Origin of the sequence: Paradesertivirga mongoliensis, assembly GCF_024436395.1 — a bacterium.
Taxonomy (GTDB): domain Bacteria; phylum Bacteroidota; class Bacteroidia; order Sphingobacteriales; family Sphingobacteriaceae; genus Paradesertivirga; species Paradesertivirga mongoliensis.
In genome coordinates, this window is sequence record NZ_JAFMZO010000002.1 from 1,092,861 (window position 1) to 1,111,859 (window position 18,999).

The window sequence follows — 18,999 nt, forward strand, 5'->3', positions numbered from 1 at the left end:
CTCTCTAACGTTTAATAATTACGTATCCCTTGTTCAATTTAGCTACGTTATCCACTTTAGTATGAATAATAAAGTAGTAAACTCCGTCTGGCAGAACGCTGTCTTTATTGACAAATAATCCCGCATTAGCAACCCCGGTAAATGCCTTTTCTTTATTGTCATAACCCTTAACGCGAAACACTTCATTACCCCAGCGGTTGAAAATCACCACTTCGTTGTCAGGATATTTGGTAATATTCTGAATAACAAAACTTTCATTACCAAGCCCATCGCCGTTAGGTGATGTGTATGGATCAGGAGCTATGTCGCCGTTTTCATCCGGACCAACCGGTTTGTCGGCGGGGAGAAGTTCAGTTATGGTAACTTCCGAGCCGCTTTCTATCTCAACAAACAGACTTGGTGTAGCTGTTGCGATATTTACCTCCGCTACCTCATCGCCCTCTTTCACATAATCCCGAACAGTGGTTAAAACAAGCTCCTGAGTAGTGGCGGTGTCTCCGGCTTTGATCAGGAATGAGGTAAAGTCGCCACTCAAAGTATAATCCTTTTCTATCTCCGCATCGCCTCTATATTCTATCGTCAGGTTAACATCCTGAAGCAATGGCTCAGATAACTCGGCTGTTATTTTTACAACTTCACCCTCTTTTACAGAAACCAATGTAGGGCTTAATTTTACTTTTGTTTTTGGCTGAACACCCAGGGTAACAACCGCATCATCGGTCAGACCGCCTGCATCTGCTACCTGATAAGTAAATTGATCCAACCCGGTGAAATCCTCTGTCGGGGTGTAAATAAACGAACCGTCTGTCTCATTAAAAGACACTAAGGTTCCATTTGAAGGAGGAGCTGTTACCTTAAATCTAATGGCTTCCCCATCCGGATCTGCGTCATTCGAACTCACGTTTTCTCTCAAAGTGCCGTTTTTCAGAACATAGAAACTATCGTCTTCTGCAATTGGAGGATCGCTAACCGGCGTAACGGTTACAGTAACATTTGCTTCGTTCGATTCTAAACCGGTAAGATCTTTAACAGTGTAGGTAAACTGATGCATACCATTATCATCCGGCGCAGGCGTATAGGTTACGGTACCATCCCTGTTCACCTTCACTTCACCCTTAGCAGGAGGAGTCTTGATGACAATACTTGTTGGATCTATGCCATCGGGATCATTATCATTGGCTGTAAGAGAAAAAGTTACCGGAACATCTTCTGGCGTTGTTGCGAAATCCGAAACCGCCGCGGGGGCTATGTCGTCATCGTGAATTACGCCTGTAACCGACGGGAATTCGAAACTTAAGCGACCATTGTATGTGTTCGATAAATTATCCAGGTTGATGAGATATTTCTCATCGCCTTCCACCTTAACGTCTCCTTTGATTTGAACCGAAATCTTCTGAACCTCGCCGGCTCTTCCCGCGAAAGTTAGTTTGCCGGTCGATGCTACATAATCGTCGTCCCCTGTTTTAGCTGTTTCATCTGCTGTGGCATAATCAAATGTAAAGCCTTCTGCCGTAGCTAAAGGAAGAGTTGCGCTGAATACAGCAGTAACGTATCCGCTGTTCCCTTCTTTTACGATCACCGGATTAGTGATCACAATAGGCGCGGTGTCATTATCATCAATAGTTAATTCCACCGGCGAATTCTCTACCAAAACGGCATTAGGCATACTGCTTAATACAATACCTGTTGAAATTTTCACTATTTCTGCAGGCTCGATGATTGAGTCATCATTGATCACGAGATTTAAATTTGCTTTGCTTAACCCTGCAGGAATAGTTACGCTACCTGTGGTGTTTACGAGGTAATCTACGGTATTACCAAGTGCCGTGCCGCTCAGGTTATAAGGAATAACAATCGGCTTATCCGAATAAACACCGGTGGGTAAGGTAAATGTGAAGATGCCGCCACCTGCGCCTTCCTTGCCGTCGGTTTTGGTGATGGTGATGGTTCCGTTGTCGTCGTTCAGTATTCTGCCTTTAACCGGCAGGCCGCTAAATTTCAATTTATCACCAAAAGTATTGGACAAATTACGGAGGATTAGATTGAACTCCTCATCACTTTCGATTTTATAATCCCCGTTAACCAGGATGGTAATCGTTTGTACTTCACCTTCAATTCCCTGGAAATTTAGATTGGCTGCTTTGGTTACATAATCGTCATCAGAAGCCTTGGCAGTGCCATCAAATGTTGCATAACCAATACTAAACGGACTGCCGGTTGCACCCAGTAGTGTGACACTAAAAGTAGCAAGCGTCGGACCGCTATTGCCTTCCTGCACCAGCACCGGACCACTTAATTTCAGCTCGCCCTCATCATTATCGGTAATATTAAGAGACAATGGCGAATTGTTTGTATTAAGTCCGGTATGCGAATTATTCTCGATAGTACCTGCCGTTAAAATAACGGTTTCTGTGGCTTCTATAACTGCGTCATCGATTACTGCGAGATCAAGCACCGCACTGTTCTCGCCCGGAGGGATAGTTACCGACCCCTTAGACGCTGCAGCATAATCAGCACCATCACCTAAAGCTGTTCCGCTTAGAGTATAATTTAGAATTGTCCAATCGTCGGCAGAAACGCCGGCCTGGAAACTAAACTTGAACCGGGCATCATTACCGCCTTCTGCACCGTTAACTCTCGATATAATGATTCTTCTGTTGGCTGCTGTATTGTCGTCGTCCCTTATTGTACCAACTCCAGGTAAACCTGTGATAAGCAGGCGCTGATCAAAATCATTTGAAAGACCGTTCAACTCAACGGTAAACCTCTCGTTCTTCTCAATTTTCAAATCTCCTCTTACAGGTACCGTAATATTTTCAAACTCGCCTGCTACACCCGAGAAAGTTAAGGTTCCGGATGAAGCGATGTAGTCGTTATCTGCAACTGTGGCTGTACCATCTTTAGTGGTATAATTCACAGTGAAAGGATCTCCAGTCGAATTATTCAGGGTAACCCTGAACACTGCGTTTATTGTTCCGGCATTTCCTTCAGTTACCTGGACAGGCCCGCTTATGGATATGGAAGCGTTATCATCGTCTTCTATATTAAGAGCATGAGGTGAGTTCAGCACTGTAAGGCCATTATAGCTATTATTGGTTACAGCGCCCGTATTAACGATAACGGTTTCTGACGGCTCGAGTCCGGAATCGTCTACCACGTCGATGGTAAGGACGGCATAATTTTCGCCAGCCTTGATAACCAGCGATCCGACCTGAGAGTTGCTATAATCAATTCCGGCGCCTTTAGCTGTCCCGCTTAAAGTATAGTTGATGGTCGTTGGGGCGTCCAGCGTTATCCCTGCCGGCAGACTAAACGTAAAACTGCCATCTGCTGCACCTTCTGTACCGTCTGATTTAGAAATGGTGATCTGCCTGTTAGAGCTGTTATTATCGTCGTCAATAATAGTTCCCGTAGCGGATGTACTGCTGAAAGTCAGAGCTCCACCGAAATCTGAAGACAAACCGGTTAAGCGCACCTGATAATTTTCATTCAGCTCAATTTTCTTATCTCCGATTATGGAGATCTCTATTTTCTGAACTTCGCCGGCTTTCCCCTCAAATACTACGGCTCCGTTAGACACCGCGATATAATCATTATCCGCGGCCAGAGCTGTTCCGTCGGCAGTACTATAGCTAATAGAAAACCCGCTACCTGTGGCTTTATCAAGCATTACATTGAAAACTGCTTTTTGTGAGCCGTTATTTCCTTCCGTTATAGTAACCGGACCGGCAATAGACAGTGAAGCAACATCATTATCAGCAATAAAAATTGTTTGAGGAGCATTGCTCAACGTTAAGCCGGTATATTTATCATTACTGATAATGCCCGCGTTCACTATAGCCGTTTCAGTTCCTTCAATAAACGGATCATCGCTTATTGCAAGATCGAGCGTTACACTATTCTTACCCGCCGGAATGTATAATATCCCGGTTGAAGCGATGTTGTAATCAATGCCATTATCCTGCGCGGTGCCACCCAGCGTATAAGGGATAGATGTGATACCATCACTGCTTACCCCGTCAGGGAAACTGAATTTCATACTCGCATTGGCTCCGCCTTCAGCGCCGTTTACTGTGGTAACGATTATACTTTTATTGCTGACGGTGTTGTCATCATCAATGATTGTCCCGGTTGCCGGACTGCCACTAATCACTAAAGTGTTGTTATAATGATTAGACAGATTGATTAATTCTATTGCCAGGTTCTCATTCGCCTCAATCTTCTGATCACCCGTAATAGATACGGTTATTACTTTGCTCTCGCCCGCAGAGCCGCCGAAATTTAAGGTTCCGCTTAAGGCGCTATAGTCGTTATCAGCAATGGTAGCTGAACCGTCGCTAGTTTTATAATCTACGCTAAACGGACTGGTAGCTTTATCTAATGTTACAGTAAAGCTCAACACTTGCGTACCGCTGTTACCTTCAATTACTGTTCCGCCTGTCAGGCTTAAAATAGCGTTGTCATTATCTGCTATATCAAGGCTTTGCGGTGAATTTACTACCACAATGTCATATGGGCTGTTAAGTGATCCGGCAGTCAGAATGGCTGTTTCCGTTCCTTCTATAACCGCGTCATCATTTACATTAAGCGTTAACGTAGCGCTATTGGAGTTTGCAGGGATGGTGATGGAGCCAATACCCGGAATGGCAGTATAATCATAATTCGTTCCACTACCTAGTGCAGTTCCGCTCAATCCGTAATAAATAACAGTCGCCGCATCTGCAGTCACCCCATCAGGCAGACTAAAAGTAAACGTTCCTGGTACAGGGCCTGTTTCTGAACCATTGGTAGAAGTAATCGTGATTACTCCCGAGTCATCGTTTTTAATGCTGGTTACTACCGGGGTACTTTGAACCACAGGTTTGTTGCTGAACGAACTGATCAAATTACTTAAGACAACACTAAAGTTCTCATCTGCCTCGATCTTCTGATCGCCGTTGATCTGTACCGTAAATGTTTCTGTCTCACCTGCTGTTCCTGCAAAGGTTAACCGGCCGCTGCTGCTTTCATAATCGTTATCGGCAATACTTGCTGTACCGTTCGAACTTGCATAATCCACCGTGAAGCTGCCCGCTGTCGCCTGGTTCAGGGTAACCGTATAGGTTGCCAGCTGGCTGCCGCTATCGCCTTCGGTAATGGTTGCCGGACCAGTTAAACTAAGCACTGCCTGGTCTTTATCGATAATATCCAGGCTCTGAGGCGAGTTGCCTACTGTTACTGCGTAAGGACTGGTAATGATTCCTGTAGTCAGGATCACCGTTTCGGTATCTTCTACTACCAGGTCTGCCAGTACCGGGAGGGTTAGTGTAATGCTGTTGCTGTTGGCCGGTATCTCTACGCTTCCGCTGATGGCCCCGGTATAATCGTTTCCACTTTCTGCTGTTCCGGATAGGGTATAACTGACAGTGGTTGGAGCATCTACCGTTACCCCTGCCGGGAAACTGAAGGTAAAGGTACCTGGTACCAAACCTGCTTCCATTCCATCGGTTGGTGTGATCGTGATCACTCCGCTGTCATCATTAGTGATAGTACCTGTGGCGGTGCTGCCTGCTGCCGGAATAGTTAAGCGGTTACCAAAGCTGCTGCTTAAGTTGCTTATCGCGATAGTAAAGTTCTCATGGGGTTCAATTTTCTGATCACCGGTAACCGACACCACGATCGTTTGACTGCCTGCCGTGCCATTGAAACTCAGCGTTCCGCTTTTTGCGGTATAGTCGTTTCCGGCCGTGGCGGTTCCGCCTGATGTAGCATAATCTACCGTAAAGGGTGAGCCGGTAGCTTTATCAAGAGTTACCGTAAAGCTTAAGGTAGTAGTTCCGCTGTTGCCTTCGGCTACGGTTGCTCCGCTTATAACTAACGTAGCATTATCGTTATCTGCTATCTCAAGGCTTTGCGGTGAGTTGGCTACGGTTATCCCGTAAGGGCTGCTTACCGAACCTGAAGTAAGAATAACCGTCTCGGTATTTTCTATCAGAGTATCGTCAATTACCGGAAGGCTGAGGGTAAAACTATTATCACCTGCCGGGATGGTAACCGAGCTGCTGCCTGCACCGGTATAATCTATGCCGGTGGCTGTACCGCTCAAGCCGAAGTTAATCGTAGTAGGGGCATCTGCGCTTACTCCGGTTGGGAAACTGAAGGTGAACGACGCTGGCACTGGGCCCGTTTCTGAACCGTTTTCAGATGTAATAGTTATTGTTCCCGAATCATCATTTTCAATAGTTGTTACTACCGGAACGCTTTGAACGACCGGACGATTGCTGGAAGAACTAATCAGATTGCTTAATGTAACGCTAAAGTTCTCATCAGCCTCAATCTTTCCGTCGCCATTGATCTGAACGGTGAAGGTCTTGGTCTCGCCTACTGTGCCTGCAAATGTTAACCGGCCGCTGCTGCTTTCATAATCGTTATCTGCTATAGATGCCGATCCATTTGCAGTGGCATAATCTACGGTAAAACTACCTTGAGTCGCTTTATCAAGCGTTGCTGTGTAAGTGATTAATTGAGTACCGGTATTTCCTTCAGTAATAGCAGGCTGGCCGGTCAGAGTTATTGTCGCCTGATCATTATCGCTTATCGTAAAACTCTGCGGAGAATTGCCTACCGTTAGGATATACGGACTGCTTACTATCCCGGCACTTAGAGTGACCGTTTCGGTGTCCTCCACCAACCCATCGTCAATTACAGGGAGCGTCAGTGTGGTACTGTTTTGATCTTTACCAATTATTACGCTTCCGCTGATTGCCCCGGTATAATCTTTAGCGCTTTCCGCGGTTCCTGATAATGTATAATTAATGGTAATCGGAGCGCCTGTTGTGGTACCTGCAGGTAAGCTAAACGTGAAAGTACCCGGCGTCGGACCAGTTTCTGATCCGTTCCCGGGAGTAACTGTGATAACACCGGTATCATCGTTACCAATTATACCCATTGCAGGCGAACCATCTATCACCAACGTATTATTATAATGATCAGACAGATTGCTTAACGTCATGGTAAAGCTTTCGTCGACTTCTATCTTTTTGTCGCCGGTAATGGCTATGGCTACTGTTTTACTTTCACCAATTGTACCGGCGAAATTCAAAGTTCCGCTTCCGGGCGTATAATCGCTATCGGCTATTGTAGCGGTCCCATCGCTTGTTGCATAGTCAACACTAAACGGACTGGTAGCTTTATCCAGTGTTACTGTAAAGCTTATTACTTTGGTACCGCTATCACCTTCGGTTATTGTCGCGCCGGCTAAACTTAGAGTAGCATTATCATTGTCTGCAATATTCAGGCTCTGAGATGTATTTGCAACTGTTATCCCGTAAGGGCTGTCAATAGCGCCAGTGGTTAATACAACCGTTTCTGTCCCTTCAATAACCAGATCGTCATTCACACCTAGAACTACCTCCGCACTATTTCCATTCGCCGGAATGGTTACAGAAAGCGTTCCCGCGCCAGAGTAGTCAGCGCTGATAGCTGTACCGGTTAATCCGAAATAAACTATTGTCGCCGCATCCGAAGTCACCCCTGCCGGAAAACTGAACGTAAATGTTCCCGGCACCGGGCCTGTTTCCGAACCATTAGACGATGTAATGGTAATTATTCCTGAATCATCGTTTTTAATATTTGTTACTACCGGAGCGGATTGAGCTATCGGAAGATTACTAAATGAACCAACGACGTTACTTAACTTAACGCTAAAATTATCATCCGCCTCTATTTTCTTATCTCCGTTTATCTGAACGGTAAAAGTCTCTGTTTCGCCCGCTGTGCCTGCAAACTCTAGGGTGCCGCTGCTGCTTTCATAGTCATCATCTGCAAGGGTAGCCGTTCCGTTTGCTGTGGCATAATCCACTTTAAAACTGCTGGTTGTAGCCTGATTCAAGGTAACGGTATAGGTGGCCAACTGGCTGCCGTTATCGCCCTCGGTGATTGTTGCAGGGCCTGTTAAACTCAGTACCGCCTGATCTTTATCTGTAATATTTAAACTCTCCGGTGAGTTGTCTACCGTTACAGTGTAAGGACTGCCGATGATTCCCGTTGTCAAAATAATCGTCTCAGTATCTTCCACCACAAGGTCTGCCAGAACCGGAAGGCTTAATTCATAGCTGTTAGTATTAGCCGGTATGGTTACGCTTCCGCTGATGGCGCCGGTATAATCCTTTCCACTTTCTGCGGTTCCCGATAAACTATAATTAATCGTCGTTGGAACATCTATGGTTACCCCTGCCGGGAAGCTGAATGTGAACGTACCGGGTACCAGGCCTGCTTCCATACCATCGGTCGAAGTGATAGTGATCACCCCGCTGTCGTCATTAGTGATGGTACCTGTTGCGGTATTGGTAGCGATATTCAGGCGACCATCAAACGCGTCACTCAAATCGCTTATCGTCATACTCAAGGTCTCGTCGGCCTCAACCTTACCATCGCCTGTAACAGTTACCGTTATCGTTTTGCTCTCGCCTGCAGTACCAGCAAAGTTTAATGTTCCGCTTGCGGCAACATAATCATTAGTACCCGTAGTGGCTGTGCCATCTGAAGTTGCATAGTTTACGCTAAACGGACGAGTAGCCTTATCCAGCGTCACGGTAAAGTTCATAGCCGTTGTTCCGCTATTGCCCTCTACAACTGTTGTTCCGCTGATGCTAAGGGAAGCATTATCATTATCTGCAATCTCCAGGCTCTGCGGCGAATTAGCAACCGTAATCCCATAAGGGCTGCTAACGGTGCCTGTGGTCAGAATAACAGTTTCTTTCCCTTCAGCAATTAAATCGTTTATTACAGGGAGTGTTAGTGTAGTGCTATTTCCTCCTATCGGGATAGTAATGGAACTGGTGCCTGCGCCGGTATAATCCATGCCGGTAGCCGTTCCGCTTAAACCGAAATTAATCGTCGTTGGAGTATCCGAGCTTACTCCTGTCGGGAAACTGAATGTAAAAGTACCCGGTACCGGTCCAGTTTCCGAGCCATTTCCGTAGGTGATAGTTATTATTCCTGAGTCGTCGTTTTCAATAGTGGTAACTACCGGGGTGGTTTGAACAACCGGTATATTGCTTAATGAACTAATCAGGTTACTTAAGCTAACACTAAAATTTTCATCCGTCTCTATTTTTTGATCTCCGTTAATCTGAACTGTAAAAGTCTTTGTCTCGCCTGCCGTGCCTGCAAAAGCTAAGCGGCCACTACTGCTTTCATAATCATCATCGGCCAAAAGAGCCGTGCCATTTGTTGTAGCGTAATCTACTGTGAAGCTACCCTGTGTTGCTTTATCAAGAGTAACAGTATATGTAATTAATTGACTGCCGCTGTTTCCTTCCGCGATGGTGGGCTGGCCGGTCAGTGTTACTGTAGCCTGGTCGTTATCGGTGATCGTGAAAATCTGCGGTGAGTTGGCTATCGTTAAAGGGTACAAACTGGTTATAGTTCCGGTGCTTAAAACCACAGTTTCTGTGTCTTCGATCACCGCGTCGTCAACTACCGGTATTGTTAAGGTGAAACTGTTCTCATCTTTATCAATGGTTACGCTTCCGCTGATAGCTCCGGTATAATCTTTAACGCTTTCTGCTGTTCCGGATAAGGTATAATTAATGGTTACCGGTGCATCCATTGTCATCCCGGCAGGCAGACTAAATGTAAAGCTGCCAGGTACAGGGCCCGTCTCCAATCCGCTTCCCGGGGTAATAGTAATGACTCCGGTGTCATCGTTGTCGATTATCCCGGTTGCCGGAGATCCATTGATCACTATGGCATCGCTGTACTTCGACAGATTGCTCAAGGCCAGCGTGAAGTTTTCGTCAGCTTCTATCTTCTCATCGCCCGTGATAGATACGGCTACAATCCTGCTTTCACCTGCTGCTCCGCTAAAGCTTAAGGTTCCGCTTTTGGCTGTATAATCGTCATCCGATACCTTGGCTGTTCCATCAGAGGTAATATAATCTACTGTAAATGGCGTCCCGGTTTCTTTATCTAAAGTAACTGTAAAGTTGAGCACTTTATTTCCTGCATCGCCTTCGGCTTTAGTTTCGCCTGCTACCGTCAACGTGGCATTATCATTATCAGTAATATTTAAGCTTTGTGGTGAATTTGCTATGCTTAAAGCGTAAGGAGTGCTTACCGCTCCTGTAGTTAAGATGATTGATTCTGTACCTTCTATTAACGCATCATTGGTTACCGGCAGCGTCAGCGTGATACTATTTTCGCCTGCTGGGATAATGATAGAGCTGGTACCTGCACCAGTGTAATCCACTGCGGTGGCTGTACCGGTTAAACCGAAGTTAATGGTCGTTGGCGCATCAGAACTCACATCGGTTGGGAAACTGAAGGTGAAAGTTCCTGATACCGGACCCGTTTCCGAGCCATTGGTAGAAGTGATCGTTATAATTCCCGAATCGTCATTTTCGATAGTCGTTACTACCGGAGTGGTCTGAATTACCGGACGGTTACTTAAGGAGCTTACAAGGTTACTCAAAGCGACACTGATCTCCTCATCCGCCTCAATTTTCTTATCGCCGTTCACCACAACCGTAAAGGTCTTCGTTTCGCCTGCGGCCCCCGCGAATGTTAATATCCCAGTACCGCTTTCATAATCGTTATCAGCCAGAGTAGCGGTTCCATCTGCCGTAGCATATTCTACGGTGAAACCGCTCTGCGTAGCTTTATTAAGTGTGGCTGTATACGTAATTGTTTGTGTACCGTCATTGCCTTCGGTAATAGTTGACTGGCCTGTTAATGTTACTGCAGCCTGATCGTTATCAATAATATTGAGGCTTTGTGGCGAGTTAGCTATGGTTACCGTGTACGGGCTGCTTATTGTTCCGGCGGTCAGTATGATGGTCTCAGTGTCTTCTACAACCGCATCATCAAGAACGCCGAGCGGCAATACAACACTGGTCTCCGTGGCTGGTATGGTTACGCTTCCGCTGATGGCTTCCGTATAATCTTTAGTGCTTTCTGCTGTTCCTGATAAGGTATAGTTGATCGTCGTCGGAGCATCCATACTCACACCGGCAGGGAAACTAAAAATAAATGATCCGCCAACAGGACCTGTTTCTGATCCGTTGGTAGACGTGATGGTTATTACTCCAGTGTCGTCATTGTTGATGGTGCCTGTTGCTGTGCTGCCGGCAACCGGAATGCTTAAGCGGTTATCGAAATTGCTGCTTAAGTTGCTTAATGTTACAGTAAAATTCTCGTCAAGTTCTACCTTTTGATCTCCTTTTACAGTTATTACGATCGGTTGGCTGCCAGCCGTTCCATTGAATGTTAACGATCCGCTTGCTGCTACATAGTCATTATCCGATACTGTCGCTGTTCCATTGGCTGTAACGTAGTCTACAGTAAACGGAGCGCCGGTATCTTTATCCAGTGTTACCGTAAAGCTTAATGTGGTAGTTCCGCTGTTTGTCTCTGCTATACTTGCTCCGCTTATGCTTAGGGTGGCATTGTCATTATCCGCAATGTCAAGACTTTGTGGTGAGTTTGCTACAGTTATCCCGTAAGGACTATCAACCGAACCTGTAGTAAGAATAATGGTTTCAGTGTTTTCAGCCAATGCATCGTTGATAACCGGAAGCGTCAATGTAAAACTATTTTCTCCTATCGGGATAGTAACAGAGCTGGTACCAGCGCCGGTATAATCTATGCCGATAGCAGTTCCGGTTAGTCCTGTATAAATAACAGTCGCCGCATCTGCAGTCACCCCATCAGGCAGACTAAAAGTAAACGTTCCTGGTACAGGGCCTGTTTCTGAACCATTGGTAGAAGTAATCGTGATTACTCCCGAGTCATCGTTTTTAATGCTGGTTACTACCGGGGTACTTTGAACCACAGGTTTGTTGCTGAACGAACTGATCAAATTACTTAAGACAACACTAAAGTTCTCATCTGCCTCGATCTTCTGATCGCCGTTGATCTGTACCGTAAATGTTTCTGTCTCACCTGCTGTTCCTGCAAAGGTTAACCGGCCGCTGCTGCTTTCATAATCGTTATCGGCAATACTTGCTGTACCGTTCGAACTTGCATAATCCACCGTGAAGCTGCCCGCTGTCGCCTGGTTCAGGGTAACCGTATAGGTTGCCAGCTGGCTGCCGCTATCGCCTTCGGTAATGGTTGCCGGACCAGTTAAACTAAGCACTGCCTGGTCTTTATCGATAATATCCAGGCTCTGAGGCGAGTTGCCTACTGTTACTGCGTAAGGACTGGTAATGATTCCTGTAGTCAGGATCACCGTTTCGGTATCTTCTACTACCAGGTCTGCCAGTACCGGGAGGGTTAGTGTAATGCTGTTGCTCTTGGCCGGTATCTCTACGCTTCCGCTGATGGCCCCGGTATAATCGTTTCCACTTTCTGCTGTTCCGGATAGGGTATAACTGACAGTGGTTGGAGCATCTACCGTTACCCCTGCCGGGAAACTGAAGGTAAAGGTACCTGGTACCAAACCTGCTTCCATTCCATCGGTTGGTGTGATCGTGATCACTCCGCTGTCATCATTAGTGATAGTACCTGTGGCGGTGCTGCCTGCTGCCGGAATAGTTAAGCGGTTACCAAAGCTGCTGCTTAAGTTGCTTATCGCGATAGTAAAGTTCTCATGGGGTTCAATTTTCTGATCACCGGTAACCGACACCACGATCGTTTGACTGCCTGCCGTGCCATTGAAACTCAGCGTTCCGCTTTTTGCGGTATAGTCGTTTCCGGCCGTGGCGGTTCCGCCTGATGTAGCATAATCTACCGTAAAGGGTGAGCCGGTAGCTTTATCAAGAGTTACCGTAAAGCTTAAGGTAGTAGTTCCGCTGTTGCCTTCGGCTACGGTTGCTCCGCTTATAACTAACGTAGCATTATCGTTATCTGCTATCTCAAGGCTTTGCGGTGAGTTGGCTACGGTTATCCCGTAAGGGCTGCTTACCGAACCTGAAGTAAGAATAACCGTCTCGGTATTTTCTATCAGAGTATCGTCAATTACCGGAAGGCTGAGGGTAAAACTATTATCACCTGCCGGGATGGTAACCGAGCTGCTGCCTGCACCGGTATAATCTATGCCGGTGGCTGTACCGCTCAAGCCGAAGTTAATCGTAGTAGGGGCATCTGCGCTTACTCCGGTTGGGAAACTGAAGGTGAACGACGCTGGCACTGGGCCCGTTTCTGAACCGTTAGTTTGAGTGATCGTGATACTAGTATTTGCAGGAATCAGATCGTCGTCTGTAATGGTACCTGTAGCTGTAGAACTGGCGAAAGTTAAGCGTCCGCCAAATGGATCAGATAGATCATACAGCTTTAACTTGAACGCTTCATTCATTTCGATCATCTGATCGCCCCTTACCTGAACGGAAACAGTAAATGATTCACCAGGCATTCCAGAGAAGTTTAGCACATCCTGTTTGCTTAAATAATCATTTCCAGCTGAGGTAGCTGTACCATCTTCAGTAGTATATTTTACCGAAAAGCTTCTTCCGGTGGCCTTTGCCAGACTTACGGTAAAGTTCATAGAAACAAAACCAGAGTTTCCTTCTGTTACTGTTGCATTACTTACCGTTAGCGTGGTATTATCGTCGTTGTCTGATATGTTTAAAGTCTGAGGCGAATTAGCTACTACTATTCCCGGCAGATCGGTGTTGCTGACGCCTGTTGTGGTTAATGTTACCGTCTCGACATCCTCGATGATATCATCTTCCAACACTAAAAGAGGGAGCGTTACGCTATTTTGTCCCGCAGGGATAGTAATTGTAACAGCAGAAGGTGAAGCAGTATAATCCGTCCCGCTGCCATCAGCCGTTCCGGTTAGATAGAATGTGATATCTGTAGGGGCGCTTGCTTTGATCCCCGCAGGAAAGCTAAACGTAAAGCTGCCGTTGAGCATCCCTTCCACCCCGTCAACTTTCGATATGGAAATGGTTTTGTTTGCAAGGGTATTATCATTGTCGTCGATATTTGCCGTTACAGCGCCAACAGGCTCCAATGTTATCGCTGAAATAGTGCTGCTCGAAGCAGTAATTAAGTCAATTGTTATGGTTTCGGTAGGTTCGATAATGAGATCATCTGATACAATAGCATCCATTACAACCGAGTTGGTATTCGCAGGGATGGTTATAGTGGTGTTATCGGGCAATGTATAATCTGTGCCATTAACAGCTGTTCCGCCTACAATATAATTTACAATTGTTGGTGCGGAGTTGGTAATCCCCGAAGGATAACTAAACGTAAATTGAGCCTTTGTTCCTGGCTCTGCCCCATCGGCTGTTTTTGTGAGAACTATTTTAGTGTTTGCCGGTGTATTCTCATCATCAATAATATCTGCACTTACTCCGGTCACCGGGCTTACCGTCAATCCGGGTACACTGATACTGCTTGTTGCCGTAGTGAGAGTTAAAACGATTGTTTCGGTAGCCTCGATTAACTGATCATCAGAAACCGTAGCAATTATCGGTGCGGAATTCGCTCCTGCCGGGATGGTTACTGACGTGGCTAAAGTGGCATAATCTGTGCCATTAAGCGCGGTTCCCGAAATCAGGTAGTTAACGGTAGTAGCTGCTGCACTGGTCACCCCTGCCGGATAACTTACTAAAAATTCAACGTTGGTTCCCGGTTCAGCGCCATCCGAAACCTTTGTTAAAGTGATGATGCTATTTCCAGCGATGTTATCATTATCCCGAAGATCAGCGGTTACCGTCGTCAGAGGGTTAACTGACAATGCTGAAATGGAGTTGGTAGCGCTGGATAAACCTAGACTTACGGTCTCGGTACTTTCAATAATAAGGTCATCATTTACCAAAATATCGATATCAGCTGAATTGGCCCCTGCCGGAATAATCACCTGGCCTGTTAAGCTGGTATAATCGGTGCCATTTGTTGCCGTACCGGTAATGGCATAGTTTACCGTGGTAGCCACAGAGCTGGTATATCCTAAAGGGAAACTCACCTTAAACTGTCCGTCTACCAATCCCTCTTCGGCGTCCGAGGCTTTGTTTAACGTAATAACATTGTTTGCAGGGATATTATCATTATCGGTGATATTGATGCTTTGCACCCCCGGAGTTACGTTTAGAGAAACACTACCACTGGTAGCAGAGGTTAAAGTCAGCGACACTGTTTCTGTGGGCTCAATGATTTGATCATCCAGCACAGCTATATATATAGGCGCAGAATTAGTATTTGCAGGAATGATTACTGAGCCAGAAAGTGTTGTATAGTCTGTACCATTCGCCGCAGTACCTGCTATGCTGTAATTCACTGTTGTAGGGGTCGATCGGACAATCCCGGCAGGATAACTTACCATAAACTGGCCGTTGGAAGAAGGTTCTGACCCACTCCCTACAGTACTTAACGTAATTGTATTGTTCGCGGTCGTATTATCGTTATCAAGAATATTTAACGGGAAAGGTGAGTTTGACACCCCGATACCATTATACTTACTGTTGGTAACGGTTCCTGTTGTAACAGTTACGTCTTCAGAATCCTCTATAATCAGATCGTCTACCACGGTCCGGGTAAAAGAACCACTATTGGCTCCGGCAGCAATAGTCACCGTTCCGGTAGTTGACCCATTATAATCAGTACCATTTCCTACAGCCACACCGCTAAGCGTGTAATTGATAGTAGTGGCAGCATCTGTTGATACCCCTGAAGGGAAGCTGAATATAAACTCTGCAGGTGCACCGCCTTCTGCGCCATCTACTTTTGTTATGGTTATCGTTTTATTAGCTGCATTGTTATCATCGTCGAGAATCGACATCGTAGCGGGTGAACCGCTAATGGTTAATAAACCGCCAAAATCGTTGGAGAGATTGTCTAATTTAACTTTGAAAGCTTCATTTCCTTCAATTTTAAGATCTCCGTTAATGGCTATTTGAATATCAAAATACTCTCCGGGGTTCGACCCTGTAAAAGTTAAAGTACCCGACTTAGCAACATAATCGTTATCCGCTGAGGTAGCAACACCATCTTCCGTTAGATAATCTATTGTAAAAGAACTGCTGGTCGTAATATCGAGTGAAACTCTAAACGTCACGTAGGTTACTCCATTATTACCTTCCACCACTTGCGCAGGACCACTGATTAAAATAGCATTATCATCATCAGCAATATTCAGGGTTACCGGAGAATTTGATACGCTTATACCGGTGTAAGGCGTTGTGATGGTTCCGGTGGTTACAATTACTGTTTCATTTCCTTCCAGTACTACATCATCAATAACCGGAAGTGTGATGGTAATACTGTTTGTAAGAGCAGGAATAATAATAGTGCCCGTGGTCAAACCCGTATAATCAGTACCGCCGCCTGTTGCTGTACCGGTAAGAGTATATTGGATTTCGGTATCCTTATCTGCAGTGATTCCTGTAGGAAAGCCTATGGTGAAGGTAGCACCCGGCGAAACCCCTTCGGCGCCATCCGTGCCAGTAATAACAAGTAACTTATTTACCGGTATATTATCATCGTCCAAAATTGTTCCGGTAGCCGTTCCCGTAGTAATTACTCCACCGCTGCTTGGGTTCGTAAGAGTAACTGTAAAGGTTTCGTTCGCTTCAATGATTTGATCTGTTGCAATAGGAACTCCAATATTTACGCCTGTAGAATCCTTAGGAATGGTTACAGTTCCCGTGATTGCACCAGCAAAATCTGAGCTATTGGTAATACCGTTTGTTACTGCATAATTAACTGTAATATCACAGCTTGTGTTTACCGGAGAGGCTGTGACTCTCAAAATCATATTGTTACTTCCTCCCGACCCTTCAGCTTTCGAGACATTAGCAATACTGATATTACTGATTAAAACAGGAGTTGAATCGCTTTGAATGTTATTACAACCGGAGCCACTTGGCGCCGAATCACATTCCAATTGAGGGTCAGTAGGAATATCAGCGTCAGGATTAGTAGCATCAGGGTCGTAAACATCGGCAGGCCTCATCACGGTTGCCTTAACAGTAAGTGTATTCAAGGCAGGTAAGGTAGATACCGTTCCTGTGATTGTAAACGTCAAAACCGACGCGTTATTCATATTTAAGGAGGCGTTGTACTGGCTTCCGACAATGTTACTCGATACTACACTGGCAGTACCTGAAGTAAGAACAGGCGTTATTACTACCCCGGTTAGTTCTGCCGGGAAGGTGAAACTGAATTTAGCATCGCTCACGGCGCTCGGTCCGTTATTCCTGACCGATACTATATAAGTTTGCTGCTGCCCGATACATATCCCGGTAGTCTTGCTTTTGGTGATAGGCAGAACTTCTAAATTAGCCTGCAAAAATTCAATTGGAGTAGCCGGAGTAACAGGAGTACTGAACACGTACGTCCAGGTATCAAGACCTTTATCGTTTCCGAAACTACCTGAGTTATATCCTGTAGACCCCCATTTATGACCATTAGTAGAACTACTGGTTCCATTTACAGAGGTATTGAGCGGACTGGATGGATTAGTAGTAGATGAGATGTTCGAATCGTTCCAATAAACAGTTTGATCTCCCGAGCCCACACCGTTTGTCCGGGTGATAATTATTCCTGATGGATTATTTTCCACGTCCAACAAAGGGAAATGTACTTCACCAGCACGCAGTACTACCTGTACTGACGAACTGGTGTATGAGCCCACTACCGGAACCCCTGCCCCATCCAAACCATCCCAGAAAACTGTATTTGTTCCTGCTATTGCGGCATTTGTGATAATCCGGTCAGAGGCATCAGTATAATCACCATCCTTATTAGCATCAATTTTTAAACTGTAGTTACCCGTTTGGTTAGCAACAAAGCTGAAATAACCACCCATAGTGCTCAATGCTCCTGCCTGGTTTGCCGTACCTTCTTTCCCAATAAAAGAAAAGTTAGTAAGTGTTGGCGCAATAGGAGTAGTTTTTAACCATGTAGTTGTTGCCGATCCGTTATCAGCCGACAATCCAGTAGTTGTTCGGGCGGGTGCAGAAGCAGGCAGATCGGCCGCCGGAGTATTAAAAAACAATTTATGAGTGATGTCTGTGGCAGTATCTTCGGAAAGCGGCGGATGAATAGTAGCGACAGAGGTGCCATCCTGGCTTAAATAACTGGGATTACCGCCGCTTTTAAAACCTTTGTTATTAGAGAAGAAAGCAAAAGCATTACCGGCCAACCCATTCGCATTTATATCATAAATGTAACCGTCATTAGTAAGCACATTAACTTTCCCTGTAAATTTTGCATCAAAATCCCCCATGGTTCCTTCGAGCAGATTCATATAAGCTCTTCCCGGGATAAAAGCCGTATTCGCGGCGTTCCGTACCGAGACATCGAAAGCTGCTATATAAGGAGAATTGTTAGGTTGATCCCAGGCATTGGCGCTAAGCCTCTCATCGGGGGTATTGGTACCACTGTTGGTACCATTGCTACCTACAAAAAACACAGACCAAACACCGGCTTCTGAAGCTTGAGCAGTAACCTTATATGGCGTGTAGCCACCTGCATTGGGCAAGGGGCCCGCCATCTCCTGGGCCCTGGTGCTGATAAGACCAGTGGCAGTTGCTGCCGTACCAGAGGTATAAATGTTCCCGTTTGGCGAAACCAGGATCATGGTACCATTACCATTCAAGCCCTGGACGCTAGACCCAACATTAATGGTTTCACCGGCTTGAACGTAAACTCTTACCAGCCCCTGGCTGGCCCAGGGAAGAGATCCGGTAGTTGTAGTTGAAGTGTATAAATAGACCCTGTGCCCTCCGTCAGGATTTAACTCCTTACTTCCTTCTGCAAAAGAATGCTGTGATGATATTAGGAAAAACAGGAAAATAAGTCCGCCTGACAAACCCGGCCAAATCTTTGGCAAGGAGCAATACACATATCTTTTAAACGAGTCAAAAATTGTAAAATCCATTAAGCCGGGTGGTAGATTATTTCTACTCTTAAGCAACGATCAGCGGTATACGGAAACCGGAGCGTAGCGTTACATTAATTCCCCAAAAAAAATATTTTGGGAATATTAATTCACATATCACCTCTGCAACCCGCGGAAGAATAGCTTATTAGAAGTATCCTAAGCATCTTTTTCATTCTGATCTATCA

The 18,999-nt window shown here is 45.6% G+C and carries 1 protein-coding gene; it reads right to left on the reverse strand.

What is annotated here, in order from left to right:
• Positions 1 to 4: 4 nt before the first annotated feature.
• Positions 5 to 18,811, reverse strand: coding sequence for a Calx-beta domain-containing protein (locus J3P43_RS10870; protein ID WP_255902152.1), 18,807 nt, complete (start codon positions 18,809 to 18,811; stop codon positions 5 to 7).
• Positions 18,812 to 18,999 lie beyond the last annotated feature (188 nt).

Bases quoted from the DNA above. Each gene is read 5' to 3' on its own strand.
- J3P43_RS10870 (WP_255902152.1), bottom strand. From the start codon at position 18,811: ATGGATTTTACAATTTTTGACTCGTTTAAAAGATATGTGTATTGCTCC.